The sequence below is a fragment of the Alcanivorax quisquiliarum genome, from assembly GCF_023051175.1.
Taxonomy (GTDB): domain Bacteria; phylum Pseudomonadota; class Gammaproteobacteria; order Pseudomonadales; family Alcanivoracaceae; genus Isoalcanivorax; species Isoalcanivorax quisquiliarum.
Genome location: NZ_JALKII010000005.1, coordinates 150,009 through 172,567 on the forward strand (window position 1 = coordinate 150,009; position 22,559 = coordinate 172,567).

Genomic DNA, 22,559 nt, shown 5'->3' on the forward strand with positions numbered 1-22,559 from the left:
ACGGCTCGGGCGTCAGCTCGGGCCAGCCGTCAGGTCAGGCGCCGGGAGTCTCTTTCAGTTTTTCCTGTAGCAGTGCGTTCACTTGCTGTGGATTGGCTTTGCCCTGGGTGAGCTTCATCACCTGGCCGACAAAGAAGCCGAACATTTTCTTCTGCTTGCCTTCGTCTGCGGCGCGGAATGCCTCCGCCTGCGTGGCATTGTCGGCAATGACCTGGTCGACGATTTTCTCCAGCTCACCGGTGTCGGACATCTGCTTCAGCCCGCGAGCTTCGATCACCTCATCTGGGGTGCCTTCGCCGTTCCAGCACGCCTCGAAAACCTGCTTGGCGATCTTCGAGGAAATCGTGCCGTCCTGAATACGCTGGATCATCTGGCCAAGATCGGCCGCGCTCAACGGGCATTGCTCGATGGTGATGCCGGCGGCGTTGAGTTGCCCTGCCACGTCACCAATGACCCAGTTGGCCGCCAGCTTGGCATCGCCCGCCGCTTGCGCGGCGGCCTCGAAGTAGTCGGCCACGGCGCGATCACCGGCGAGGATACCGGCATCATAGTCCGATAGCCCGTACTCTGCGCTGAAGCGGGCCTGCCGTGCATCCGGCAGCTCCGGCAATTCGGCGCGCAGGGCTTCGATGTCTTCGTCGGTGATGATCACCGGCAGCAGATCCGGGCAGGGGAAATAGCGGTAATCGTTGGCATCTTCCTTGGTGCGCATGGAGCGCGCGGTATTGGTGTCGCCGTTGTAGAGCCGTGTTTCCTGCTCGATAGTGCCGCCGTCTTCCAGCAGATCGATCTGGCGATCTACTTCCAGCTTGATCGCGGCCTCCATGAACTTGAACGAGTTGAGGTTCTTGGTTTCGGTGCGGGTGCCCAGTTTCGGGTCGCCTTGCTTGCGCACCGAGACGTTCACGTCAAAGCGCATCGAGCCCTGCGCCATGTGTCCGTCGCAAATGCCGATGGAGGTGACGATGCTGTGCAGCTTGCGCGCACAGGCCACCGCTTCTTCGGCGCTGCGCATGTCCGGCTCGGTGACAATCTCGATCAGCGGCGTGCCGGCGCGGTTGAGATCGATGCCGGTCATGCCCTGGCCCTGCTCGTCGAAAAAATCTTCGTGCAGGGATTTGCCGGCGTCTTCTTCCAGATGGGCGTGGTGGATGCGCACGTTCTTGCGCGTGCCATCCTCAAGCTGAATCTCGATCACCCCGGCGCCGACAATCGGCTCCGCCAGTTGTGTGGTCTGGTAGCCTTTCGGCAGATCGGGATAAAAATAGTTCTTGCGCTCGAAGACCGAACGTTTGCCGATTTCAGCATTGATGGCCAGCCCGAACTTGACCGCTTTGCGTACTGCTTCGCGGTTCAGCACCGGCAAGGTGCCCGGCATGGCCAGATCAACCAGACTGGCCTGGCTGTTGGGCTCGGCGCCGAATGCGGTCGAGGCGCCGGAAAAGATTTTCGATGCGGTTGACAGCTGGACGTGCACTTCCAGCCCGATCACGGTTTCCCAGCTCATGCGTCATCTCCCACTGCCGGCCTGGCGCGGTGCCAGTCGGTGGCCTGCTGGAAGCGATGGGCCACGTTCAGTATCTGTGCTTCACGGAAATAATTGCCGATAACCTGTACACCCACCGGCAGGCCGTCCACCAGCCCGGCCGGCATCGACAGCGCCGGCAGGCCGGCGAGGTTGGCGCCGATGGTGAAGGCGTCGGCCATGTACATGGTGACAGGATCATCATTTTTGGCGCCGATACCGAAGGCAATCTCCGGTGTGGTCGGCCCCATCAATACATCCACTTGCTCGAAGGCGCGGGCAAACTCGTTGCTGATCAGGCGGCGAACTTTCTGCGCTTTCAGATAATAGGCGTCGTAATAGCCGTGGGAGAGGGCGTAGGTGCCTACCAGAATACGGCGCTTCACTTCGGCGCCAAAGCCTTCCGAGCGCGAGCGTTTGAACATATCTTCCAGATCGGCGGGATTGTCGCAGCGATAGCCATAGCGCACGCCATCAAAGCGCGCCAGGTTGGAGGAGGCTTCTGCCGGCGCGATGACATAATAGGCTGGTACAGAAAGATGCACCGACGGCAGTGCCACCGGCACCAGCGTGGCGCCTTGCCGCTCCAGCTCGGCTAGTGCGGCATGAGCCTGGTCGGCAATGCGGCTATCCAGATCAGCAGGGAAAAACTCGGCGGGCACGCCGATACGCAACCCGGCCAGCGGCTTCTCCAGCTCACCGAGGTAGTTGTCTACCGGGCGCGCCACGCAGGTGGAGTCACGGCTGTCGTGGCCGGCCATGGCTTGCAGCAGCAGGGCACAGTCGGCGGCGCTGTTGGCCATCGCGCCGGCCTGATCCAGGCTGGAGGCGAAGGCGATCATGCCCCAGCGTGACACGCGGCCATAAGTGGGCTTCAGCCCCGTGACGCCAGTCAGGGCCGCAGGCTGACGAATCGAGCCGCCGGTATCGCTGGCGGTGGCTGCCGGTATCAGGCGCGCAGCGACCGCTGCCGCCGAGCCACCGGAGGAGCCGCCGGGCACGCGGCTGGTATCCCAGGGGTTCTTCACCGGCCCGTAGTAACTGGTTTCGTTGGACGAGCCCATCGCGAACTCGTCCATATTGGTCTTGCCAAGCATCACTGCGCCGGCAGCGCGCATGCGCTCCACGATATTGGCATCGTAAGGGGCGATGAAATTGTCCAGCATTTTGGAGCCGCAGCTGGTGCGTACGCCCCGAGTACAGAAAATATCCTTGTGAGCGATCGGCAGACCGTTCAGCAGGCCGGCTTCGCCGCGCGCGCGTGCGGCGTCGGCGGCATCGGCCTGAGCCAGCGCTTGCTCTGCTGTGATGCTGACAAAGCTGTTCAGCTGTGGGTCAAGCGTCTGAATACGCTGGAGAAAATGCTCGGTCAGCTCGCGGGCGGAGTAGTCGCCACGAGCCAGGCCGGCGTTGAGTTCGGTAAGCGTGAGGCTATGCATGGTCGTTAGGGTGTCCTGAAAGCGGGCGGTTACTCGATCACTCGGGGTACCAGGTAGCAGCCGGCTTCGGTGGCGGGCGCCAGCGGCTGTACGGTGGTGCGAATGTCGGTGTCGGTGACGGTGTCGTCACGCAGCGTCTGCACCATGTCCATCGGGTGGGCCATGGGTTCGATCTCGCCCACGTCGGCATCCTGCAGATGGTCGATCATGCCGAGAATGCGATTCAGTCGCTCGGCCAGCGCGTCGCTGTCGGCCGGGTCCAGATGCAGCCGCGCGAGGTGTGCCACACGCGCCAGATCCTGAGGATCAAGGGCCATGAAAATACTCCTGATACGATGCTTGTGTGCGGCCGTAGCGGTAGCCGGGAAACCGTAAAACCTACCACAAACGGGCCGATCGAGGCCATATGAAGTGCGGTTGTCGCCGCGTTCAATCAGTGTTTGAGCGGCGTTTGGCGGGTTGCTCAATGACCTTGCCATTGCTAGAGTTGCGCCACTAGATGCCGCAGCCACGCGGCATTCCCGTCTTGCCTCACATTTCAGGAAGCTGGCCAGGATGTCCTTGATCAAGCGTATCCGGGGGATGTTTTCCACCGATCTTTCCATCGACCTCGGCACCGCCAATACCCTTATTTACGTTCGTGGCCGGGGAATTGTGCTCGATGAGCCGTCGGTAGTGGCCATCCGTCATCACGGCGCGCAGAAGAGTGTGGCCGCAGTCGGCACTGAGGCAAAGCGGATGCTGGGCCGCACACCGGGCAACATTACTGCCATTCGTCCGATGAAGGATGGGGTGATCGCTGACTTCGAAGTCACCGAAAAAATGCTGCAATACTTCATCAAGAAGGTGCATGAGAGCGGCTTCTTTCCGCCGGCGCCGCGTGTGCTGGTATGTGTGCCGTGCAAATCCACTCAGGTGGAGCGCCGGGCGATTCAGGATTCTGCCTACGGCGCTGGCGCCCGCGAAGTATTTCTGATCGAAGAGCCTATGGCCGCAGCCATCGGTGCCGGCTTGCCGGTGCACGAAGCCAGTGGCTCGATGGTGGTGGATATCGGGGGCGGTACCACCGAGATCGCCATCATCTCGCTGAACGGCATCGTTTATGCAGAATCTGTTCGCGTCGGGGGCGATCGCTTTGACGAAGCCATCGTTTCCTTTGTGCGCAAGGAATACGGCAGCCTGATCGGCGAATCCACCGCCGAGCGCATCAAGCACGAAATCGGCACTGCCTATCTGGGCGGCGAGATTCTGGAGATCGACGTGCGTGGGCGCAACCTGGCCGAAGGGGTGCCGCGCAGCTTCACGCTGAACAGCGAGGAAATCCTGGAAGCATTGAAAGACCCGCTGAACAGCATCGTCAATGCGGTCAAGAATGCGCTGGAAGCATCGCCGCCAGAGCTGGCCTCGGATATCGCCGAGCGTGGCCTGGTGGTGACGGGCGGCGGAGCGCTGCTGCGTGATATCGACCGCCTGCTGAGCGAAGAAACCGGCCTGCCGGTCATTCTCGCCGACGAACCGCTGACCTGTGTGGCCCGCGGTGGTGGCCGGGCGCTGGAGTTGATGGATACACGCGGTTTCGACACACTTGCGTTGAGCTGAACGCTGCCGGCCGCGGCGGCCTGATGGCAGGCCGCCGCTGTTCGGATTCATGTCGGAGGCCGGTTGTTGAACCTTTCATTTGAAACCCCCAATCCCGGCTATCGCCTGCTGCTGGCGCTGGTGCTTGGCACCGTGTTGATGCTGCTGGATCAGCGCACCGAGCAGGTGCAGGTAATCCGCCACAGTGTGGGCTATCTGACAGCACCGGTTCATTATCTGGCGCACCTTCCTGGTGCCATGGGGAGCTGGGTGACTGGCCAGGCGCGCTCGCGCAGCGATCTGTTTGACGAGAACGAGCAACTGGCCCGTCAATTGCTGATCCTGCAGCAACGAGTGCAGCGGCTGGCTGTGCTGGAAGCAGAAAACACGCGCCTGCGAGAGCTGCTCAACTCCTCCTCGGAACTGGATACCGGCGTGCTGGCGGCTGAGATCATCGGCATTGAGCCAGATCCTTCGCGCCAGGAGCTGATTATCAACAAGGGCAGCCACGATGGCGTTTATCGTGGGCAAGCGGTGCTGGATGCCAGCGGCCTGCTGGGGCAAGTGGTGGATGTGGGGCCGTTTACGGCGCGAGTGCTGCTGATCACCGATGCCAGCCATGCGTTGTCCGTGCAGGTCAATCGTAACGGCGTGCGCGCCATTCTGGCTGGCACTGGGCAGTTGGGCATCGTGCGGCTGTTGTTTGTACCGGATACCGCAGATATCGAAGAAGGTGATCTGCTGGTCAGCACCGGACTGGATCAGCTTTTCCCCCGTGGTTATCCGGTGGCCGAGGTGGTGCGCATCGAGCATGATCGCTCCGCGCCTTTCGCTCGCGTTGATGCCCGGCCCACGGCGCATATTGATCGTGCCAGCCACGTGCTGCTGGTCGAAGGGCCGCGCCACCTTGGCCTGCGTGTGGGCGAGCAGCCCGACGACCCGGGCCCGGCAACGGAGGAGCGGCGCTGATGCGTGAACGCAAGGCATCCGGCACGGGCGCCATTGTCATTACCTTCCTGCTGGCCGGCTGGCTGGCGATCTTGCCGCTGCCGGACGCGCTGGCGCTGGGCCGGCCGGAGTGGCTGACACTGGTGCTGATCTATTGGGTCATTGCCTTGCCGCATCGAGTGGGCGTGTTCTGGGGCTTCGGTGCCGGGCTGTTTCAGGATGTGCTCACCGGCAGTGTGCTGGGGCAGCACGCGGTGGCGCTATCGGTGGTGGCTTATATTGCGCTGGCGATGCACAAGCGGCTGCGAGTGTTTCTGCCGCTCCAGCAGGTGGTGGTGGTGTTTCTGCTGGTCGGCACCGGTAGCCTGCTTTCCTATATTGTGCAGAATGCGGTGGGCCGGACCCTGTTGCCGCCCGTGTGGGTGTTGCTGCCGGCGCTGGTTTCCGCGTTGTTGTGGCGCCCGCTGTTTGCCGTGTTGCGCTGGGTACGTCACCGTTTCCTGGTGCGCTGAACAGTGCATCTTTATCTTGCTTCCGCTTCCCCGCGCCGTGCCGAGCTGCTGACGCAGATCGGCGTGCGTTTTTCACGCCTGGCATTTCCCGGCATCGACGAAACCCCCATCCCCACAGAAACGCCGGCCGAATACGTGCAGCGCATGGCGCGTGAAAAAGCGCTGGCGGGCATGGCGGCCATGCCGGCCGGAGAGCCGCCCGGTGCCGTGTTGGGCGCGGATACGTCAGTGGTGCTGGGGCCGCGCATCCTCGGCAAGCCGCTTGATCGCGACGATGCCCGAACAATGCTTGCAGCGCTGGCCGGGCAGGCCCATGAAGTGCTCTCGGCGGTGTCGCTGGCGTTGCCCTCGGGCCAGCAGCAGACGTTGTTGTCCACCACTCGCGTGTGGTTCCGCCCGCTCGCGAATGACGAGATCGAGGCTTATCTGGACACCGGCGAGCCTTTCGACAAGGCTGGCAGTTACGGTATCCAGGGCGGCGGCGCCCTGCTGGTGGAGCAACTGCACGGCAGTTACAGCGGCGTCGTCGGGCTGCCTTTGGCAGAAACCCGGCAATTGCTGCACTGGGCAAAGATTCCTTATTGGCAGCGGGGCACGGCGTGACTCAATCCCCGGCGCGCAGCAGGCTGCGCACAAGCCTTGACGCATTGCGTCGCCAGCTGTGGTGGCTGGTGACACTGGCGCTGTTGCTGCTGGCCGTTTACGTGGTGCTGGCGAGGCAGGCGATGACGCTGGTGCCGGAGCTGCGGCACCAGCTGGAAACACTGGCTGGCGAGCGGCTGGGTGCGCCGGTCACGATCGGCAGCCTGCGCGGCTATCTGGATGGCGTGGTCCCGGTGTTCGTGTTGCAGGATCTGGAGGTCGCGGCGCCGGACGCCGACGACGCGCCTTTGACATTGCAGCATGTGGAGCTGGCCATTGATGTGGGAGCCTCGATCTGGAGCCGCTCCTTGCGCTTGCGGCAATTATGGGTGCGCGGGCTTGATCTGCACCTGGTGCGTGATGGCGAAGGCAGCATTCGCCTGCGTGGGCTGGAGGCGCTGCGCCAGGACGATGGTGCCGATGACGGCGGGCGCGGCCTGCTGGATATCGTCTATCGGCAGCAGCGGCTGGTGCTCGATGATGTCAGTGTGCGGGTAGACTGGCCGGGGCTACCGCCGCTGCGCTCGGATGATCTCTCGGTGGCGCTGGTGCGCGAAGGGAGTGAGCGGCAAGTGGCGCTGCGGCTCTCGGCTCGCGACCGGCCGCTGCAACTGGATGCCCGGCTGCGATTGCAGGGCGATGCGTATCAAATGGAAGATCTGCGCGGCGAAGGCTATTTGCGGGTCGAAGGCGAGGGGCTGGAATACTGGCTGCCCGAGACCTGGCCGCTGCCGGTCAAGCCGGTTGCCGCCACCGGGCGCGTGGAGCTGTGGGCCGGCATGGCAGACGGCGCTGTCACCGGCGCCACCGCCGTACTGGCCACCCGCGAGGTACAACTCGACCATGAAGCGCAGGCGTTGGGCTGGCGCCTTGATCGTCTGGATGCCCGCTTCCATCTGGCCCGTCAGGCAGAAGGTTACCAACTGACTCTGGATGAACTGCGCGGCGAGACAGATAGCGTCGGAGAGCTGCGTATGGGGCCGCTGGCGGCCTGGTGGGATGGCCGTTTCAGTGCCGACACCGCCTGGCGTCTGCGGGCGGAGGGGCTGAACGCCACGGCAGTCCGAGAGCAGCTGCTGGCCTGGCCGTTCCCGCTGCCGGAGCACTTGGCGGCGCTGCGTGAGCAACTGGTATCGCTGGCGCCGTCGGGCCAGGTGCCGGCGGTTTATCTGAGCGGGCACGGCGCAAAAATAGCAGCCTTCAATGGCCGCTTCACCAATCTTTCCGTGGCCGCCAGCGCAGCGCGCCCCGGCGTGCAAGGGGTCAGCGGCTGGGTTGCCGGCACACCCGAGGCTGGCATAGCACGGCTCACCAGCCCGGCGCTGATGCTTGATCTGCCCGCCCTGTTTCAGGCGCCCCTGGCCGCTTCGCTCAGCGGCCTGGTGCAGTGGCACCGGCCAGCGCCCGAGGCACTGCATGTCCGTAGTGGTGTGCTGCAGGCTTACAACGCCGACGCCCGAGGCAAGGCATTGCTTGATCTGCAATTGCCGGGCGGCGGTGCGGCCCCGTATCTGAGCCTGCGCGCCGATCTGCATGAAGGCAACGCTGGCCATGCGGCCCGTTACATTCCGTTGGCCCGTATGGGCGACGGTGCGGCGAACTGGCTCAACAAAGCCTTCCTCGGCGGTGAGCTGCGGCGCGGGCGTATCCTGTACGAAGGCCCGCTGCGTTACGACCGCTCGCAACAGCAATCGCGCACCCAGCAAATGGCTTTCAGTGTCGAGAATCTGACACTGCACTATCTGGAGGGATGGCCGGATGTGAAGGCTATTTCCGGCACAGTGATGCTGGATGGGCTCGATGTGCTGGCGCGTGATCTGTCGGCGCGCTATCTGGGCAGTACGGTGCAGGCTGCGCAAGTGGATGTGCTGGGTATCATCGCCGGTGAGCCGCTTTTGATCATCAGCGGCGAGGTGCAGGGCCCGGCGCGTGATCTGCAAACCGTGCTTCACGAAACCCCGCTGGCGGACAGCCTGCCAGAGGCGCTACAGGCGTGGCAGATACGCAGTGGTGAGCTGGATGGTCATCTGGTGTTACAGCTGCCGCTGGGCGGTGGCGCAGCGCAGCGGGAAGTGGTGGCACAGGCGCGGATGCGTGGCGTCGGGCTGCATTCCGATAGCTGGCGGCTGGCCGCCACACAGCTTGCCGGCAGTGGCCGTTTCAGCTTGCAGGACGGCTTGCAGATTCCGGCACTGACGGGGGTGCTGTTTGGTGAGCCGATCACCGGTAGCGTGCGCACCGGCGCCGATCAGGTAAGGCTGGCCGCAGAAGGCGTGGCGCCAGTGCCGGCGCTGCGCACCTGGCTGGGTGAGAAACACTGGCTGACACCGCTGGCTGGTGTGTTGCCTTATAGTGCTGCGCTGGCACTGCCCCGTGGTGGTGGCACGGTGCGGCTGCAAGTGGATTCCGATCTGCATGGCGTCAGCAGCAGCCTGCCGGTGCCGTTGGGCAAGACGGCCGACGAGCGCCGCGTCTCGCAGCTGGTGCTGACCGCTCGCGATGACCGGCGACGGCTGAATCTGCATTTTGAGCAGCTGGCCGCCGCCCAGCTGGAGCTGGCATCGGATGGCAGTTTGCGCCGTGGCGCCGTGCGCTTTGGTGCCCCCGGCGCGCCGATGCCGGAAACTGGCTTGCGTATTGATGGCTGGCTGCCGGTGCTGGAGCCGCTGCCCTGGGCATTGCTGGTTGCCGACGATGACAGCCCGCTGCGCGGAGCGGACAGCAGTGGCGGCGCTGCCCTGCCGTTGCTCAATCTGGCCGTGGACAGCGCCGAGCTGCGCTTTCAGGGGCAGTCGCTGGGCCGTGGCAGCCTGTCGTTGCAACAGCGGCTCTCTGGCTGGCACCTGGCCGTGGCCAGTGCGCCGCTGGCCGGCGAGCTGTTTCTGCCTCAGGGTTATCAGGCCCGTGGCGACCGCCCGCTGGCGGTGGAGATTGGCCGGCTGCACTGGCCGTTCCGGCCGGGTGATAGCGTGCCGGAGGTGGATGATGTGCTGGCACAGCTGGCGCTGCCGCAGCCTGACCCGCTGCGCATTCCCGCAGCGGATATCAGTGTGCGAGAGGTGGTTGTGCATGGCCGCGATTATGGTCAGTGGCAGGCGCAACTGCGGCCCACGCCCGAGGGCACACACGTCGGCGGGCTCATTGGCCGCTGGCGTGACACGACATTCAATGGCCAGCTCGATTGGCTGGCAACAGGCGTGCAGGGCGGCGCCAGTAGCGTCAGCGGCAGTTTCCGCAGCACGGATCTGGGCGCGCTGCTGGGTAATTTCGGGCTGGAATCCTTTATCGAAAGCAGGGATGCCACCGGCTCGGTGGACTTGCACTGGCAGGGTTCCCCGCTGGCATTTGATTACCGGCAGCTGGGCGGCAGCCTGACGGTGGAGATCAATAATGCGTTGCTGCCAGGAAGTGATCGTCGCACCTCGGCGCTGCGGCTGCTGGGGCTGATCAATATTGGCAACACCCTGAGCCGGCGCCTGCGGCTGGATTTTTCCGACGTGGTGAGTGAGGGCCTGCTGACGGATCGTATTCGCGGGCAGTTTATTTTTGATGGCCCCTCGATCAGCACTGACAACCTGCGTATCCGTTCGTCAGCCGCCGAATTTGCCATTCACGGCACGCTCGGGCTGGTGCCTCAAACAATGGATTATCACATTGAAGTCACGCTACCGCTGTCGAGCAATCTCTACGCCGGTTGCCTGGCCGGCCCGGCTGCCTGCGCCAGCATTTTTGTGGTCGAGCGGTTGTGGGGCGAGCGGCTTGAGAAGATGACCTCGATGAGTTATCACGTCAGTGGCGGCTGGGATAACCCGGAGGTGGAAGAAGTGCAGGGCCTGTTCGGCCCGCGCAGCAGCGGCACGCCGTCTTCACCCGGTACGCCCCCGCCAGGAGACTGAGCATGCGCATCGCCGGGATTCAGTTTTGCGCGGGCCGCGAGCCGGGGCCAAATCTTGCCAGGGCCGGTGCGCAAATTGCCGAAGCGGCCGCGCAGGGCGCTCGTTTTATCGTGCTGCCGGAAAATTTTGCCTGCTACGGCGGCGATTACCGGGCGCTGGCCGAACGTGAAGGCGGCAGTATGCAAGCATGGCTGGCTGCGCAGGCCCGCGAACAGGGTGTCTGGCTGCTCGGCGGCACCTTGCCGCTGGTGCAGCGCGCAGACGGCAGCGCGGTTGCCGCGCCCCGTGTGCGGGCGGCCTCGTTGCTGTATGGGCCGGACGGTGCGTTGCAGGCGCGTTATGACAAGCTGCATCTGTTCGATGCTCAGGTGGCGGACGCTCAGGGCAGCTACCAGGAATCTGCTCGCTTCGAGGCCGGTGATCGGCTCCGTGTAGCTGATGTGGGCGGTTTCGGTATCGGCCTTGCTGTGTGTTATGACCTGCGCTTCCCCTCGCTGGCGCGTGCGCTCGTGGATCGCGGCGCGCAGGTGCTGGTCTACCCCAGCGCCTTTACCGCCGTGACCGGCGCCGCGCACTGGCGGCTGTTGCTATGCGCCCGCGCGGTGGAAACCGGCTGCTATGTGCTCGGCGTGAACCAGTGCGGGCAGCACAGCGAGCGCCGCGCAAGTTTCGGCCATAGCTTGCTGGCTGATCCCTGGGGCCGTGTCGTGGCGGAGCTGGACGATGCCCCCGGCATCTTGCTGGCCGAACTGCGGCAGGACGAGATCGACGAGACCCGGCGCAGATTGCCGGTTCATACCCATCAAAGATTACTGACAGGTTTACCCGATGACATCCGTGACGATTGATCCTGCTTCCCTGGCACGGCTGGACAGTGCCAGCCAGCTGCATGTCAGCCCGGCACCCGCGCAGGCCGACAGCCTGGCCATTGCGGAGAAAGTGCTGCTGGCGCCCGCTGATCTGACCGAAACAGCGCTCAACCGCCTGCTCGGGCGGGCCATGGCGCCCGGCGTGGATTACGCCGATCTGTATTTCCAGCACAGCCGCCACGAGGGCTGGGTGCTGGAGGATGGGGTGGTGCGTGATGCCAGCTATAACCTTGAGCGCGGCACCGGCGTGCGTGTGATCAGCGGCGAGCGCACCGGCTTTGCCTACAGCGACGAAATCGCCTTGCCGGCGCTGGATCGCGCCACCGGCGCTGCCCGGGCTATTGCCCGCAGCAACGGCGAAGGCACGGCGCCGGTACTGAGTGGTGTCGCCACCCCGGCGCTCTATGGCGCCTTTGATCCGCTGGGTGTGTGGCCAGCGCCGCGCAAGGTGGCGTTTCTGGAGCAGCTCGATCGGCTGGCGCGCAGCCTCGATCCGGCCATCACCGAGGTCACGGTGTCGCTCAATGCGGTGCACGATGTGATTCTGGTGGCGGCCACCGATGGCACGTTGGCCGCTGATGTGCGGCCGCTGGTGCGCCTGGGCGTGTCGGTGATTGCCGAGCGCAACGGGCGCCGCGAGCGAGGCTCGTCCGGCGGCGGTGGCCGGGTGGATTACGACTGGTTCGAGGCCGGCGGGCGTGCCGAAGGCTGGGTGCGCGATGCGGTGCGGCAGGCACTGGTGAATCTGGAAGCGCAACCGGCACCCGCCGGCACCATGCCGGTAGTGCTCGGCCCCGGCTGGCCGGGCGTGCTGTTGCACGAGGCGGTCGGACACGGGCTGGAGGGTGATTTCAATCGCAAAGGCACCTCCATGTTCGCGAAGATGATGGGCCAGCAGGTCGCATCACCCCTGTGTACGGTGGTCGATGACGGCACCCTGGCCGGCCGCCGTGGCTCGCTCAATGTGGACGACGAAGGCACACCGGCGGCTTGCACCACCTTGATCGAAAACGGCCGCCTGGTCGGCCATATGCAGGACAAGCTCAACGCACGCCTGACCGGCACCCGCCCCACCGGCAACGGCCGCCGTGAATCCTATGCGCATGTGACCATGCCGCGCATGACCAACACCTACATGCTGCCCGGCAAGGATGATCCCGCCGACATCGTGGCGTCATTGAAGCGTGGCATATATGCCGTGAATTTTGGCGGTGGACAGGTGGATATCACCTCCGGTCGATTTGTGTTCTCCACCAGCGAGGCGTATCTGGTGGAGAACGGGCGCATTGTCGCGCCGGTGCGCGGCGCTACGCTGATTGGCAGCGGCGCCGAGGTGATGCAGGCGATATCCATGGTCGGCAATGATCTGGCGCTGGATACCGGCATCGGTGTCTGCGGCAAGGAAGGGCAATCGGTGCCGGTCGGGGTGGGCCAGCCGACGCTGCGGGTGGATGCGCTGACCGTGGGTGGCACGGCCTGAGCAAAGCGCTGCAAACAGGATTGAAGACGGGGGAGTACGATGTCGAAGGTCAGGGAAGTGCTGGCGCGTATGCGGCTGTTTCAGGGCATGAGCGAAGAAGAATTGCAGCATGTGGAAAAGCTGGTGTTCGTCAACCGCTTCAACAGTGGCGAGAGCGTGTGCAGCGAAGGGGATACCAGCGATTTCATGTGTTTTGTGGTGCGCGGCAAGCTGGCCATCAGCAAGCAGGGCCCGGAGGGCCATGATGTGGTGATCGCGCATTTGCGTGCCGGTGATTCGCTGGGCGAAATGGCGCTGGTGGATCACGGGCCACGCTCGGCCTCTGTAAAGGCGGTGGAAGACAGCACACTGATCGTGCTGACACGCAAAGGCTTCGAGCAGTTGCGCAAGCGCTCGCCGGCGGCGGCGCATGTGGTGCTGGAGAATATTGCCCGTTTGCTCAGTGCCAATTTACGGCGCACCTCGGCGCAGCTGACGCAATACATGTTGCCGTTGGGTTGAGGGCATAAGCCTGCCGTGCTAGCAGCTTCCGACGCGCGTGATCAACCCTCTCCTGGGGGTTGCCGGCAGGCAAAGTGCTACCGTCGCAGGAAGCGTTGTGATATACCGCACAACAAGAACAAAGCGGCCAGCAAAGCGGGCAGGGGGCAGGCGGAGCATGGTGCAGGAACAGCATCTTATCGGGGATATCTACGACGCAGCGATCAACAGCCAATTATGGCCCCAGGTTACGGCGGGCCTGGCTGATGTCTGCGGCGGCGAGAAAATCATGCTCGCCGTGACGGACGTACTGCAACCCGGCAGCAATTTCCAGTTCACCCACAATATTTCGCCAGATGACATTGCCGTGTGGCGTCAACAGGGGTTTGATGCGCTTGAAGTGGAACTGCATGAGCGCTGGATGGCCAACGTGGCGCCCGGCGAGCCTTCATCCAGCGACGAATTCTTTGGCGGGCCAGACGGCTTTCGCGCGGCCGCCGGCCCGTTTTATGACATGCTCTACGAGCGTGGTATTCGCCGCCAGTTAATCGTGATGTTCGACAAGGGCCACTATCGTCTGGCCGGCGTTGGGCTGAACAACTACGAGCCGTTTCCCGCACACAGTGCGGCCATGCTCAAGCGGCTCTCACCGCATCTGAGCCGGGCGGTGGAAATCCACCGGCAACTGGTGCGCGTCAGAAGTGAAAACGAGCATCTTTACCAGATGCTCGATCTGCTCGGCACCGGCGTCGTGTTGGTTGATCGGGCTGAACGCATCCGTTATGCGAACCCCGTGGCCCGCCAGCAATTGCAGCAGCATGGCGGCATCAGTGTGCGCAACGAAGGGCTGCTGCCGCATGATCTGGGGCTGGCGCGGCGTTTGCAGGAGCTGGTGCGCAGCGCCATCCGTGCCAGCCAGCGCGATAATACGCCGGTGGCCGGCGGCGTGCTGGGGATACCTGCCACCGCCGATGGCCAAGCCCTCACGCTGAGCGTAGTGCCGCTCTCCACGCTCGCCGCCTATCGGGACCTGAGCCACGATCAGATTGCTGCGGCGCTGTTCATCAGCCAGGCACACGGCGAGCATCACTTGCCGCTGGCCGCGCTTCAGGAGCTGTATCGCTTGACGCCCAGAGAAGCGCAGGCGTGCCAGGCATTCGTCAATAGCGCAGATCTGGAAAGTGTTGCGGCGGAGCTGGGCGTGCAGTTGAGTACTGTGCGCAGCATGATGAAGGTCATCTATCAGAAGACCGGCCAGGATTCTCAGGCTGGCCTGATGCGTATGCTGATGGAAGCCCGGCTGGACTTCCGGCATTTCGGGTAATCACCTTCCCCGGTTGCCTTCGCATGGCGGCAGCGATGCGTTTGCAGTGATGCTGGAGAGCGAGCCTCAACAAAGGGGCCGTTTCTGGCAAGGCGCTGCCAGCGCACCAGTGCTGCTCAATACAGCGGCGCGTGGCGTTCCAGCTCGTTCAGATAGTCGTAGAACTTGCGTCGCTCGCGGCGGAATTTGTCTTTCGTGACGTCATCCGGGATCACCCCCTCCGGCGCCCGGCTGGCGAGGTAGTTACGCAGCAGGTTACGCAGGTGTTGGCGTTCGGCATCGGGATAAAACGAGATGATTTCATTGATCACCGGCTGAGCGGCACGGGTGTCGGCGCAGCCATCCAGCCGCTCCATCCAGTCCAGCAGCCGTTTGTGGCGCAGCGGATCGGTCAGCGCTGCCAGCGCCTGTTCGATCTCGTCGCCGTTGGTGCCGCGCATCAGTTTGCCGATATATTGCGCCTGCCGCCGCCGTGCTTCATGCGAGGTGATGCGGCGGCTTTCTTCGATGCCGTGCAACAACGCATCGTTCAAAGGCAGCCGGGCCAGATCTGCCGGCTTCAGGTTCATCAATTGTTCGCCGATATCCTGCAGCGCATCGACTTCTCGTTTGCGCGCTGATTTGCTGGGCAGGAGGTCGTCGCTATACTCATCCATCATCATCTTCCGCCGTGGCCGCTGGCCACCTTCATACACGACCCGCGAATGATAACTGACCTATGAATGAAATGTCCGCTGTCCCGACTCTGAATGCGCCCACGCCCCAGGCGCTTGATGCACTGCGCGAGCGTGCTCACAACGTGCTGGAAGAAGCGCGCCGGCAAGGTGCAACAGCGGCAGAGGTGGGCATCAGCGCTGGCAACGGGTTGTCCGTGACGGTGCGCATGGGCGAAATCGAAACGCTTGAATTCCATAATGATCGGGCGCTGTCAGTGGTAGTTTTTATCGGCCAGCGCAAGGGCGCAGCCAGCAGCAGCGACGATTCCGAAGGCAGCGTGCGTGAAACCGTTGCTGCGGCCCTGGCGATCGCGCAACAGACCGGAGAAGACGCCCACAGCGGGCTGGCCGAGCCCGAGCTGCTGGCCAGCGACGTGCCCGATCTTGATCTCTGCCACCCCTGGGCCATCACGCCGGCGGAAGCCATCGCACAGGCGCAGGCGTGCGAGGCCGCCGGGCGTGCCGACCCGCGTATCGTCAACTCGGAAGGGGCCACAGTATCAAGCTCCGTGAGCGTTCGCGTATACGCCAACAGCAACGGTTTTGTCGGTGCCTATGCCGGCTCTCAGCACAGCCGCTCGTGCGTGCTGGTGGCCGAGCACGAAGGCGCCATGCAGCGTGATTACTGGTACGACAGCCAGCGTGAGGCAGCGCAATTGACAGCCCCGGAGGTAATTGGTGAGCGCGCCGCACAGCGTACGCTGGCGCGGCTCGGAGCGCAGCGCCCGGCCACCGGTGAAAGCCCGCTGCTGTTTGCGCCGGAAGTAGCACGCGGTCTGCTCGGACATTTTGTTTCGGCCATCAGCGGCGGGGCCCTTTATCGCAATGCATCCTTCCTGCGTGACCGGCTTAACAGCCAGGTGTTCCCCGAATGGGTCACTATCTCCGAATTGCCGCGCCTGCTCCGGGGAGCCGCTTCAGCGCCCTTCGACAGTGATGGCATTGCCACACGGGATCAGGACTTTGTGCGCGATGGCGTGCTGGTGAGCTACGCGCTGGGATTGTACGCGGCGCGCCGGCTGGGGCTGGCGCCCACCGGCAACGGCGGCGGCGTGCGAAACCTGCGTATCACCCATGGCGAAGAAGATCAGGCAGCACTGTGCCGGCGCATGGGTAACGGCATATTGATTACCGAGGTGATGGGGCAAGGGGTAAACCTCGTCACCGGAGATTATTCACGTGGCGCCTCGGGCTTCCGGGTGGAAGACGGCGAAATCACGGCGCCACTGGAGGAGTTCACCATTGCAGGCCATCTCGGCGAGATGTTTGCCTCACTGGTAGCAGCGGGGAGCGATATCGACCAGCGCGGGCATATCCATTGCGGCAGTCTGTTGCTGGCACCGATGAAAATCGCGGGGATCTGAATAGTCAGGCAGTGGAGCCTGTCACCACCATAAAAATGGAGCATGTATGACTAACCCTTACCAGCAGCCGTCGGCCGATCTCCGGCCCGATCACGCGCCTCAGGGCGTTCTGACGGTCAATTCGCCACGGGCGCGGGATATCGGTGCCGGCTGGCGCTGGTTCACCGATGCCTGGCGTGTTTTCAAAAGCGCCTGGGGCACGATTTTGCTGACGCTGCTTGTCGCCTGGCTGCTGTCCATGGCGGTGCAGTTCATTCCGCTGCTGGGTTTGTTGCTGCCGGTGTTGCTGGCGCCGTTCCTGTCAGCCGGGCTGGTGAGTGTGCTGTACAAGGCGGATGAACAGCGCCATCCGTCCGTGGGGGATCTGTTTGCCCCGTTCAGCACCCATTTTACGCCGTTGCTGGCGCTGGGCGGATTGTATCTGCTGATGATCATTGCCGTCATGGTGGCGGCCGGGCTGCTGGGCATGGTGATGCTCGGGGGCACCTTCGGCCTGCTGATGAACCCGGAAACAATGGGGCAGCTGGATAGCGTCAATTGGCAGCCAATGATCCTCTGGGCGCTGATCGTCGTCGCCCTGTTCATCCCGGTAATAGCCGCTTACTGGTTTGCGCCGGCGCTGGTGCTGCTTGGCGGGCAACGCCCCGTTGAAGCCCTGCAAGCGAGCCTGTCAGGTTGCCTGAAGAATATCCTGCCGATGCTGTGGTACACCATCATCACGATAGTGCTGCTGGCGCTGGCGATGATTCCGTTCGGGCTGGGGCTGCTGGTGGTGCTGCCTGTGCTGGCGGTGACCTATTACAGCTCGTTCCGCGATATTTATACTGATACGTTGTGATTCGTCGCGCCGGGGCCTGGCCCCGGCGCCCTGTTCGAACGTTCGGTTTGACTGTTCTGATTGACTGCTCAGCCTTGCGCTGTCACCCGGAGAAAATGGCCGGGAGCGTTACGGCGTTTCGTCAAAGTGGCGCTGAAACAGCGCCACCAATTCATCAAGGGCTTCCTGCGCGTGCTCGCCGCTGATGCTGCAATGCAGCACTGTGCCCTGAGTCGCCGCCAGCATCAGCAGGCCCATGATGCTTTTGGCATCCACTTCTCGCTCACCGCAACGCACGCGAATACTGGCATCAAAGCGGGAGGCCACGCTGACTACTTTGGCCGCCGCGCGTGCGTGCAGGCCGAGGCGATTGCTCACCGTCAGCTCTGCATGCAGTGTGGCGGGCGCATCGGCCCCCGGTGACGTGCGCTGGTCGGTCATTCGAGTTGCAGATGGCGGATCTGTGCCGGCCAGCCGGCGCGGTTCAGGCGCTCGGCCAGGCATTCCACCAGATAGACCGAGCGATGCTGGCCGCCGGTGCAGCCTATCGCCACGGTCATGTAGCTGCGGTCGTTGGCTTCATAGCGCGGCAGCCAGTGCAGCAGCCACTGCTCCATGTCGTCCAGCAGCCGGGCGCTATCCGGCTGCCTGGAAAGAAAATCGATGATCGGCTGCTGGCGGCCATCAAACGGGCGTAGCGCAGGATCCCAATGGGGGTTGGGCAACATGCGCGCATCGAACACCAGGTCGGCATCCGCCGGCACGCCATTCTTGAAACCGAAGGATTCCAGCAGCAGCGACATGCGGCCGTCCCGCTGCGCCACACGCATGCGGATCAGATTGCGCAGGCTGTGAGGGTCGAGGTGGTTGGTATCCACCAGCAGATCGGCGGCTCCCTGAATGCTCGCCAGCAACGTGCCTTCATGTTCGATGGCCTCGGCCAGCGACATGTTCTGATCGCTCAGCGGGTGGCGGCGCCGGGTGGCGCTGAAGCGGTTGAGCAGGGTTTCGTGTGGCGCATCCAGATAGATCACTTCGCAATCGACGCCCTGCTCCTTTACCTGGGCGAGGATATCGCTGAAGCAGGGCAGCTGGCTGCGCAGGTTGCGCGCATCAATACCCACGGCGACGCGTTTGATGTCGTGAGTTTCTTCACGCAGCTGCGTCGCCAGCGTGGGCAGCAGGCCAAGCGGCAGGTTGTCGACGCAGTAAAAGCCCAGGTCTTCGAGAGCCTGAAGGGCGGTGGTCTTGCCCGAACCGGAGCGGCCGCTGAGAATCAGCAGTTTCATTCAGCAGTCTCCCGTGCGCTGCCAGGGTGGCAGACATTGAAAAATCGGTGCCGGCTCAGCAAGTGGCCAGATCCAGTTCCGCCTCGGAATCCACGGCGGCGTGATACAGGGTTTCGTCGTCGCTGGCGGCACGCAGACCATCGCGAAAACTTTGCTGGCTGAACAGCGCAGCCAGATGGCTGAGCGTTTTCAGGTGTTGCTCCGGGTTCTCCTCTGGCACCAGCAGCACAAATACCAGGTCCACCGGCCGTGAGTCCACGGCATCGAAATCGATGGGGGCATCCAGGCTGATCAGTATGCCCATCGGTTGCTGGCAGCCGGGCAGGCGGCAATGGGGAATGGCGATGCCTTCCCCAATGCCGGTGCTGCCCAGGCGCTCACGGGCGATCAGTGCTTCAAAAACCTGTTGTTCGTTCAGCTCCGGCCTGCACTGGGCCGCCAGTTGTGCGACCTGATCCAGCAGGCGTTTCTTGCTGGCTCCGTGCAGGTGATGGTGGGTTCTTTCCGGACTGAGTAATTCCCGTACACGCATGATGCTGCCTGAAGTCAAAGAGGGCTAGTGGCCCTGATTACGATTGATCGACTTTTCCTTGTGCTTGAGGATCTGCCGGTCGAGTTTGTCGGTCAGCATGTCGATGGCCGCGTACATGTCATTGGCCTCTGCGGTGGCAAACACCTCGCCGCCGGCAATGCGCACCACCGATTCGGCCTTGTGAGTTTTGGGCTCCGGCGAGAGGATCACCTGAATGCTGGTAATATGGTCAAAGTGGCGCTCCAGGCGGACAAACTTGTCGTTAACATATTCCCGCAGGGCATCGGTAATTTCCAGGTGATGGCCGCTGATATTGATCTGCATGGGCTGACTCCTGTACATGCTGTGTGATCCGGCTTCCAGCGGGGCTGCCGTGGTGCCTGCCGCAACCTGCCAGGGGCATGGCTGCTGGCAAGCTAAAGCAGCCGCTTGCGTTCGCTGGACGCCGGAATTTTCATCGCCTCCCGATACTTGGCGACTGTGCGTCGTGCCACCTGTATCCCCTGATCATTGAGCAGGCTGGCGAGCCGGCTGTCACTGAGCGGCTTGCGCGGATTCTCGGCAGCAATCAGCTTCTTAATAATGGCACGAATAGCAGTGCTTGAACATTCACCGCCGCCGTCGGTGCCGACGTGGCTGGAAAAGAAGAACTTCAATTCGAACATGCCGCGTGGCGTGAACATGAATTTCTGATTTGTGACGCGTGAAATCGTCGATTCATGCATTTCCACGGCGCTGGCGATATCTGCGAGCACCAGTGGTTTCATCGCTTCTGCGCCGTATTCGAAGAAATCGCGCTGCACCTCGACGATGCGAGTGGCGACTTTCAGCAGCGTTTCGTTGCGGCTTTGCAGGCTCTTGAGAAACCAGCGCGCTTCCTGCACTTGTGTGCGCAGATACTGGTTGTCATCCTCGCGCCGGGCATGCCCGGCCAGGCTTTCGTAGTGGCGATTCAATCTTACTTTCGGCAACGCATCGACGTTGAGCTCCACCAGCCAGCGCTGGCCGCGCCGGCGCACGATCACATCCGGCACGATGTAATCCGGCTCGACGTTGCCAATCTGGTCGGCCGGGCTGGGTGTGAGAGTACGCAACAGTTGCAGCGCAGCCACCAGTCCTTCTTCGTTGACGCCCAGCTGGCGGCGCAGGGCAGGCAGCTCTCGTGCCTCCAGTAACGGCAGGTGGGCGGTCAGCGCCAGCGCCTCGTCGCGCCAGGGGGTGGCGGCGGGCAGCTGGCGGAGCTGGATCGCCAGGCATTCGGCAAGATCGCGGGCGGCGACACCGGGCGGATCGAAATGCTGCACCCGGCGCAGCACGGCTAGCACCTCGTCTTCCTCGGGAAAGTCGTCGGGCAAGCCGTCTTCGGGCAAGCTTTCCTCGGACAAGTGTTCATCCGGACGGTATTCGCCGAGCAGCTGTCGGGTGGCAGCGGCAATATCGGCCAGGCTCGAGGTCAGATAACCCCGTTGATCGAGGGCGTCGATGATGGCGTAGGCAATGGCCCGGTCGGCGTCCGTCATCACGGCGAGATTGAGTTGCCAGAGCAAGTGTTCGCTGAGGCTCTCGGTGCTGGCGGTGCGTTCTTCCCAGGGATCGTATTCGTCGTTGCTGGCACCTGCGCCGGGGGATTCGGTGTAGACGTCGTCCCATTCGGTGTCCACGCCGCTGTCCAGTTCCGCCAGCGTCTCGGGAGCGTCACCGGTGACTTCGGCCAGCTCGGCGTCGTCATCATCCGGGAGCTGATCTTCCAGGCCGCCATCTTCCAGTTCCAGCAAGGGATTGCTTTCCACCGCTTGCTGTATTTCCTGGCGCAGATCAAGCGTCGATAACTGCAGTAGCCTGATGGCCTGTTGCAACTGCGGTGTCATTGTCAGCTGTTGGCCAAGTTGTAGCTGTAGCCCTGGCTTCATTCTGATTTACGCAGCCCCCGATCAAGAAGTGGATCGGCTACCAGCATAGCAATAAGCAAATATCGTGCCTATTCTTGAAAGTCGGCGATGAAAGGTTTAGGGGAGCCGGGGGCGAAGGAAAGCTGGGCGCTGTGAAGCGTAGCAAAGCAGGGCCGTCAGGCGCAAAAAAATGGTTCAGTGTCGATTCCCGTGGGGCCATTTCCGGTATCTGTGAAAGCACCTACGGGTTGTCCAAATACCGATCTTTTTTCTCCCCCTCTTTTTCTCGCTTCCTTCGCGGGACAAGCAAAGCGCAGATACAGCCTCAGGCTGGCCCGAAGGGTGAGTGAAGTGAATAAGAGGTTGGGGAGAGGGGCGAAAAAGGTTCATCGGCAGGACAGGCAGGAGGGCAGGGATAGCGCAGACGCCGGAAAGGCAGCGGCGGGCATGGCCGCGCCGGGCAAGGTAACGCAGAGCGGCACGCAGCGGGCGCGTGCGTGCCGGGTAACCTGTCAGCGCCTAGAGGCGGAAATCAGCGCCGAGATAAACGTCGCGTACTTTCTGGTTGGCGAGAATGGAATCAGCGTCGCCCGCCGCAATGATATGGCCTTCGCTGACGATATAGGCGGTATCGCAGATATCCAGCGTCTCGCGCACGTTGTGATCGGTAATCAGCACACCGATGCCGCGATCACGCAGGTGCCGGATAATGCCTTTGATATCGTTCACCGAGATCGGATCGACGCCGGCAAAGGGCTCATCCAGCAGGATGAAATCCGGGTCGGTAGCCAGCCCCCGGGCGATCTCGGCGCGGCGCCGCTCACCGCCGGAAAGGCTCATACCCAGGCTGTCGCGAATGTGCGTGATATGGAATTCTTCCAGCAGCTTTTCCATGCGGGCTTCGCGGGCCGGGCGATCCAGATCCTTGCGCGTCTCAAGGATCGCCATGATGTTGTCGGCCACCGACAGGCGACGGAAAATACTGGCTTCCTGCGGCAGATAGCCAATGCCACGCCGGGCGCGGCCGTGCATCGGTAGTGTCGTGATATTGTCGCTGTTGACGGTGATATAGCCGGCATCCGGTGGCACCAGGCCCACGATCATATAGAAACAGGTCGTCTTGCCGGCGCCGTTGGGGCCGAGCAGGCCGACCACCTGGCCGGCCTCCACTTGTAGCGAGACATCCTCGATAACGCGGCGTCCCTTGTAGCTTTTTGCCAGATTATGGGCACTGAGCAAATTCACCGGGCCTCTCCTTC

At 63.0% G+C, this 22,559-nt stretch carries 21 protein-coding genes; 11 read left to right on the forward strand and 10 right to left on the reverse strand.

Features of this window, described 5'->3' with window-relative positions:
• Positions 1-34: 34 nt before the first annotated feature.
• From gatB to gatC, 3 genes are read right to left on the reverse strand one after another with little or no spacing between them, the layout of a single operon-like run.
• Positions 35-1,507: an Asp-tRNA(Asn)/Glu-tRNA(Gln) amidotransferase subunit GatB gene (gene gatB / locus MU846_RS09145; RefSeq protein ID WP_246951914.1), complete on the reverse strand. Its 1,473-nt coding sequence runs from the start codon at positions 1,505-1,507 to the stop codon at positions 35-37.
• A complete protein-coding gene (gatA, locus tag MU846_RS09150; protein WP_246951916.1) occupies positions 1,504-2,964 on the reverse strand; it encodes an Asp-tRNA(Asn)/Glu-tRNA(Gln) amidotransferase subunit GatA in 1,461 nt (486 codons plus the stop codon). The genes gatB and gatA overlap by 4 nt, the downstream gene beginning before the upstream one ends.
• 29 nt (positions 2,965-2,993) lie before the next feature.
• Positions 2,994-3,281, reverse strand: coding sequence for an Asp-tRNA(Asn)/Glu-tRNA(Gln) amidotransferase subunit GatC (gene gatC / locus MU846_RS09155; protein ID WP_246951918.1), 288 nt, complete (start codon positions 3,279-3,281; stop codon positions 2,994-2,996).
• A gap of 244 nt (positions 3,282-3,525) precedes the next feature.
• Between gatC and MU846_RS09160 the strand changes: the two genes are divergently transcribed.
• From MU846_RS09160 to MU846_RS09200, 9 genes are all read left to right on the forward strand, one after another.
• Positions 3,526-4,563, forward strand: a complete 1,038-nt coding sequence (locus tag MU846_RS09160) for a rod shape-determining protein (RefSeq protein WP_246952102.1) — start codon at positions 3,526-3,528, stop codon at positions 4,561-4,563.
• Positions 4,564-4,629: 66 nt separating this feature from the next.
• Positions 4,630-5,511 (forward strand): rod shape-determining protein MreC, encoded by an 882-nt coding sequence (gene mreC, locus MU846_RS09165; RefSeq protein WP_246951920.1) that lies wholly within the window; start codon positions 4,630-4,632, stop codon positions 5,509-5,511.
• On the forward strand, positions 5,511-6,002 hold the full coding sequence (gene mreD, locus MU846_RS09170) for a rod shape-determining protein MreD (protein ID WP_246951922.1): 492 nt from the start codon (positions 5,511-5,513) through the stop codon (positions 6,000-6,002). Before mreC ends, mreD begins: the two co-directional genes overlap by 1 nt.
• Before the next feature lie 3 nt (positions 6,003-6,005).
• Positions 6,006-6,605, forward strand: a complete 600-nt coding sequence (locus tag MU846_RS09175; RefSeq protein ID WP_246951924.1) for a Maf family protein — start codon at positions 6,006-6,008, stop codon at positions 6,603-6,605.
• Complete coding sequence (locus MU846_RS09180) at positions 6,602-10,540, forward strand: YhdP family protein (RefSeq protein ID WP_246951926.1); 3,939 nt, start codon at positions 6,602-6,604, stop codon at positions 10,538-10,540. The genes MU846_RS09175 and MU846_RS09180 overlap by 4 nt, the downstream gene beginning before the upstream one ends.
• Before the next feature lie 2 nt (positions 10,541-10,542).
• Positions 10,543-11,388, forward strand: coding sequence for a carbon-nitrogen hydrolase family protein (locus tag MU846_RS09185; RefSeq protein ID WP_246951928.1), 846 nt, complete (start codon positions 10,543-10,545; stop codon positions 11,386-11,388).
• Positions 11,369-12,889, forward strand: coding sequence for a metalloprotease TldD (gene tldD, locus MU846_RS09190; RefSeq protein ID WP_246951930.1), 1,521 nt, complete (start codon positions 11,369-11,371; stop codon positions 12,887-12,889). Before MU846_RS09185 ends, tldD begins: the two co-directional genes overlap by 20 nt.
• 39 nt (positions 12,890-12,928) lie before the next feature.
• A complete protein-coding gene (locus tag MU846_RS09195) occupies positions 12,929-13,390 on the forward strand; it encodes a cyclic nucleotide-binding domain-containing protein (RefSeq protein ID WP_246951932.1) in 462 nt (153 codons plus the stop codon).
• A gap of 157 nt (positions 13,391-13,547) precedes the next feature.
• Positions 13,548-14,693, forward strand: a complete 1,146-nt coding sequence (locus MU846_RS09200) for a helix-turn-helix transcriptional regulator (protein WP_246951934.1) — start codon at positions 13,548-13,550, stop codon at positions 14,691-14,693.
• A 116-nt stretch (positions 14,694-14,809) separates the two neighbouring features.
• Here the strand turns inward: MU846_RS09200 and yjgA are convergent, their stop codons facing one another.
• Positions 14,810-15,349 carry a ribosome biogenesis factor YjgA gene (gene yjgA, locus MU846_RS09205; protein ID WP_246951937.1) on the reverse strand — a complete coding sequence of 180 codons (540 nt, stop codon included), beginning with the start codon at positions 15,347-15,349 and terminating at the stop codon, positions 14,810-14,812.
• 71 nt (positions 15,350-15,420) lie between these two features.
• Between yjgA and pmbA the strand changes: the two genes are divergently transcribed.
• Positions 15,421-16,773, forward strand: a complete 1,353-nt coding sequence (gene pmbA / locus MU846_RS09210) for a metalloprotease PmbA (protein WP_371738821.1) — start codon at positions 15,421-15,423, stop codon at positions 16,771-16,773.
• Between the two features lie 46 nt (positions 16,774-16,819).
• Positions 16,820-17,611 carry a BPSS1780 family membrane protein gene (locus MU846_RS09215; protein WP_246951941.1) on the forward strand — a complete coding sequence of 264 codons (792 nt, stop codon included), beginning with the start codon at positions 16,820-16,822 and terminating at the stop codon, positions 17,609-17,611.
• A 108-nt stretch (positions 17,612-17,719) separates the two neighbouring features.
• Here MU846_RS09215 and MU846_RS09220 read toward each other — a convergent pair whose 3' ends face one another.
• The 6 genes from MU846_RS09220 to lptB form a co-directional block, all read right to left on the reverse strand.
• Positions 17,720-18,031: an HPr family phosphocarrier protein gene (locus MU846_RS09220; RefSeq protein ID WP_246951943.1), complete on the reverse strand. Its 312-nt coding sequence runs from the start codon at positions 18,029-18,031 to the stop codon at positions 17,720-17,722.
• Positions 18,028-18,879, reverse strand: a complete 852-nt coding sequence (gene rapZ / locus MU846_RS09225; protein WP_246951945.1) for an RNase adapter RapZ — start codon at positions 18,877-18,879, stop codon at positions 18,028-18,030. The genes MU846_RS09220 and rapZ overlap by 4 nt, the downstream gene beginning before the upstream one ends.
• Positions 18,880-18,934: 55 nt before the next feature.
• A complete protein-coding gene (gene ptsN / locus MU846_RS09230) occupies positions 18,935-19,411 on the reverse strand; it encodes a PTS IIA-like nitrogen regulatory protein PtsN (RefSeq protein WP_246951947.1) in 477 nt (158 codons plus the stop codon).
• A gap of 24 nt (positions 19,412-19,435) precedes the next feature.
• A complete protein-coding gene (gene hpf / locus MU846_RS09235) occupies positions 19,436-19,735 on the reverse strand; it encodes a ribosome hibernation-promoting factor, HPF/YfiA family (RefSeq protein WP_246951949.1) in 300 nt (99 codons plus the stop codon).
• A 92-nt stretch (positions 19,736-19,827) separates the two neighbouring features.
• A complete protein-coding gene (locus MU846_RS09240; RefSeq protein ID WP_246951951.1) occupies positions 19,828-21,321 on the reverse strand; it encodes an RNA polymerase factor sigma-54 in 1,494 nt (497 codons plus the stop codon).
• A 498-nt stretch (positions 21,322-21,819) separates the two neighbouring features.
• Positions 21,820-22,545, reverse strand: coding sequence for an LPS export ABC transporter ATP-binding protein (gene lptB, locus MU846_RS09245; RefSeq protein WP_246951953.1), 726 nt, complete (start codon positions 22,543-22,545; stop codon positions 21,820-21,822).
• Positions 22,546-22,559: the final 14 nt, after the last annotated feature.

What these genes read in the sequence shown, in the direction of transcription:
- MU846_RS09200 (WP_246951934.1), top strand. Translation starts at nt 13,548, where the DNA reads ATGGTGCAGGAACAGCATCTTATCGGGGATATCTACGACGCAGCGATC.
- MU846_RS09240 (WP_246951951.1), bottom strand. Translation starts at nt 21,321, where the DNA reads ATGAAGCCAGGGCTACAGCTACAACTTGGCCAACAGCTGACAATGACA.
- pmbA (WP_371738821.1), top strand. Translation starts at nt 15,421, where the DNA reads ATGTCCGCTGTCCCGACTCTGAATGCGCCCACGCCCCAGGCGCTTGAT.
- mreD (WP_246951922.1), top strand. Translation starts at nt 5,511, where the DNA reads ATGCGTGAACGCAAGGCATCCGGCACGGGCGCCATTGTCATTACCTTC.
- gatB (WP_246951914.1), bottom strand. Translation starts at nt 1,507, where the DNA reads ATGAGCTGGGAAACCGTGATCGGGCTGGAAGTGCACGTCCAGCTGTCA.
- ptsN (WP_246951947.1), bottom strand. Translation starts at nt 19,411, where the DNA reads ATGCGTGTACGGGAATTACTCAGTCCGGAAAGAACCCACCATCACCTG.
- MU846_RS09215 (WP_246951941.1), top strand. Translation starts at nt 16,820, where the DNA reads ATGACTAACCCTTACCAGCAGCCGTCGGCCGATCTCCGGCCCGATCAC.
- hpf (WP_246951949.1), bottom strand. Translation starts at nt 19,735, where the DNA reads ATGCAGATCAATATCAGCGGCCATCACCTGGAAATTACCGATGCCCTG.
- MU846_RS09195 (WP_246951932.1), top strand. Translation starts at nt 12,929, where the DNA reads ATGTCGAAGGTCAGGGAAGTGCTGGCGCGTATGCGGCTGTTTCAGGGC.
- yjgA (WP_246951937.1), bottom strand. Translation starts at nt 15,349, where the DNA reads ATGGATGAGTATAGCGACGACCTCCTGCCCAGCAAATCAGCGCGCAAA.
- rapZ (WP_246951945.1), bottom strand. Translation starts at nt 18,879, where the DNA reads ATGAAACTGCTGATTCTCAGCGGCCGCTCCGGTTCGGGCAAGACCACC.
- gatC (WP_246951918.1), bottom strand. Translation starts at nt 3,281, where the DNA reads ATGGCCCTTGATCCTCAGGATCTGGCGCGTGTGGCACACCTCGCGCGG.
- gatA (WP_246951916.1), bottom strand. Translation starts at nt 2,964, where the DNA reads ATGCATAGCCTCACGCTTACCGAACTCAACGCCGGCCTGGCTCGTGGC.
- tldD (WP_246951930.1), top strand. Translation starts at nt 11,369, where the DNA reads ATGACATCCGTGACGATTGATCCTGCTTCCCTGGCACGGCTGGACAGT.
- MU846_RS09220 (WP_246951943.1), bottom strand. Translation starts at nt 18,031, where the DNA reads ATGACCGACCAGCGCACGTCACCGGGGGCCGATGCGCCCGCCACACTG.
- MU846_RS09185 (WP_246951928.1), top strand. Translation starts at nt 10,543, where the DNA reads ATGCGCATCGCCGGGATTCAGTTTTGCGCGGGCCGCGAGCCGGGGCCA.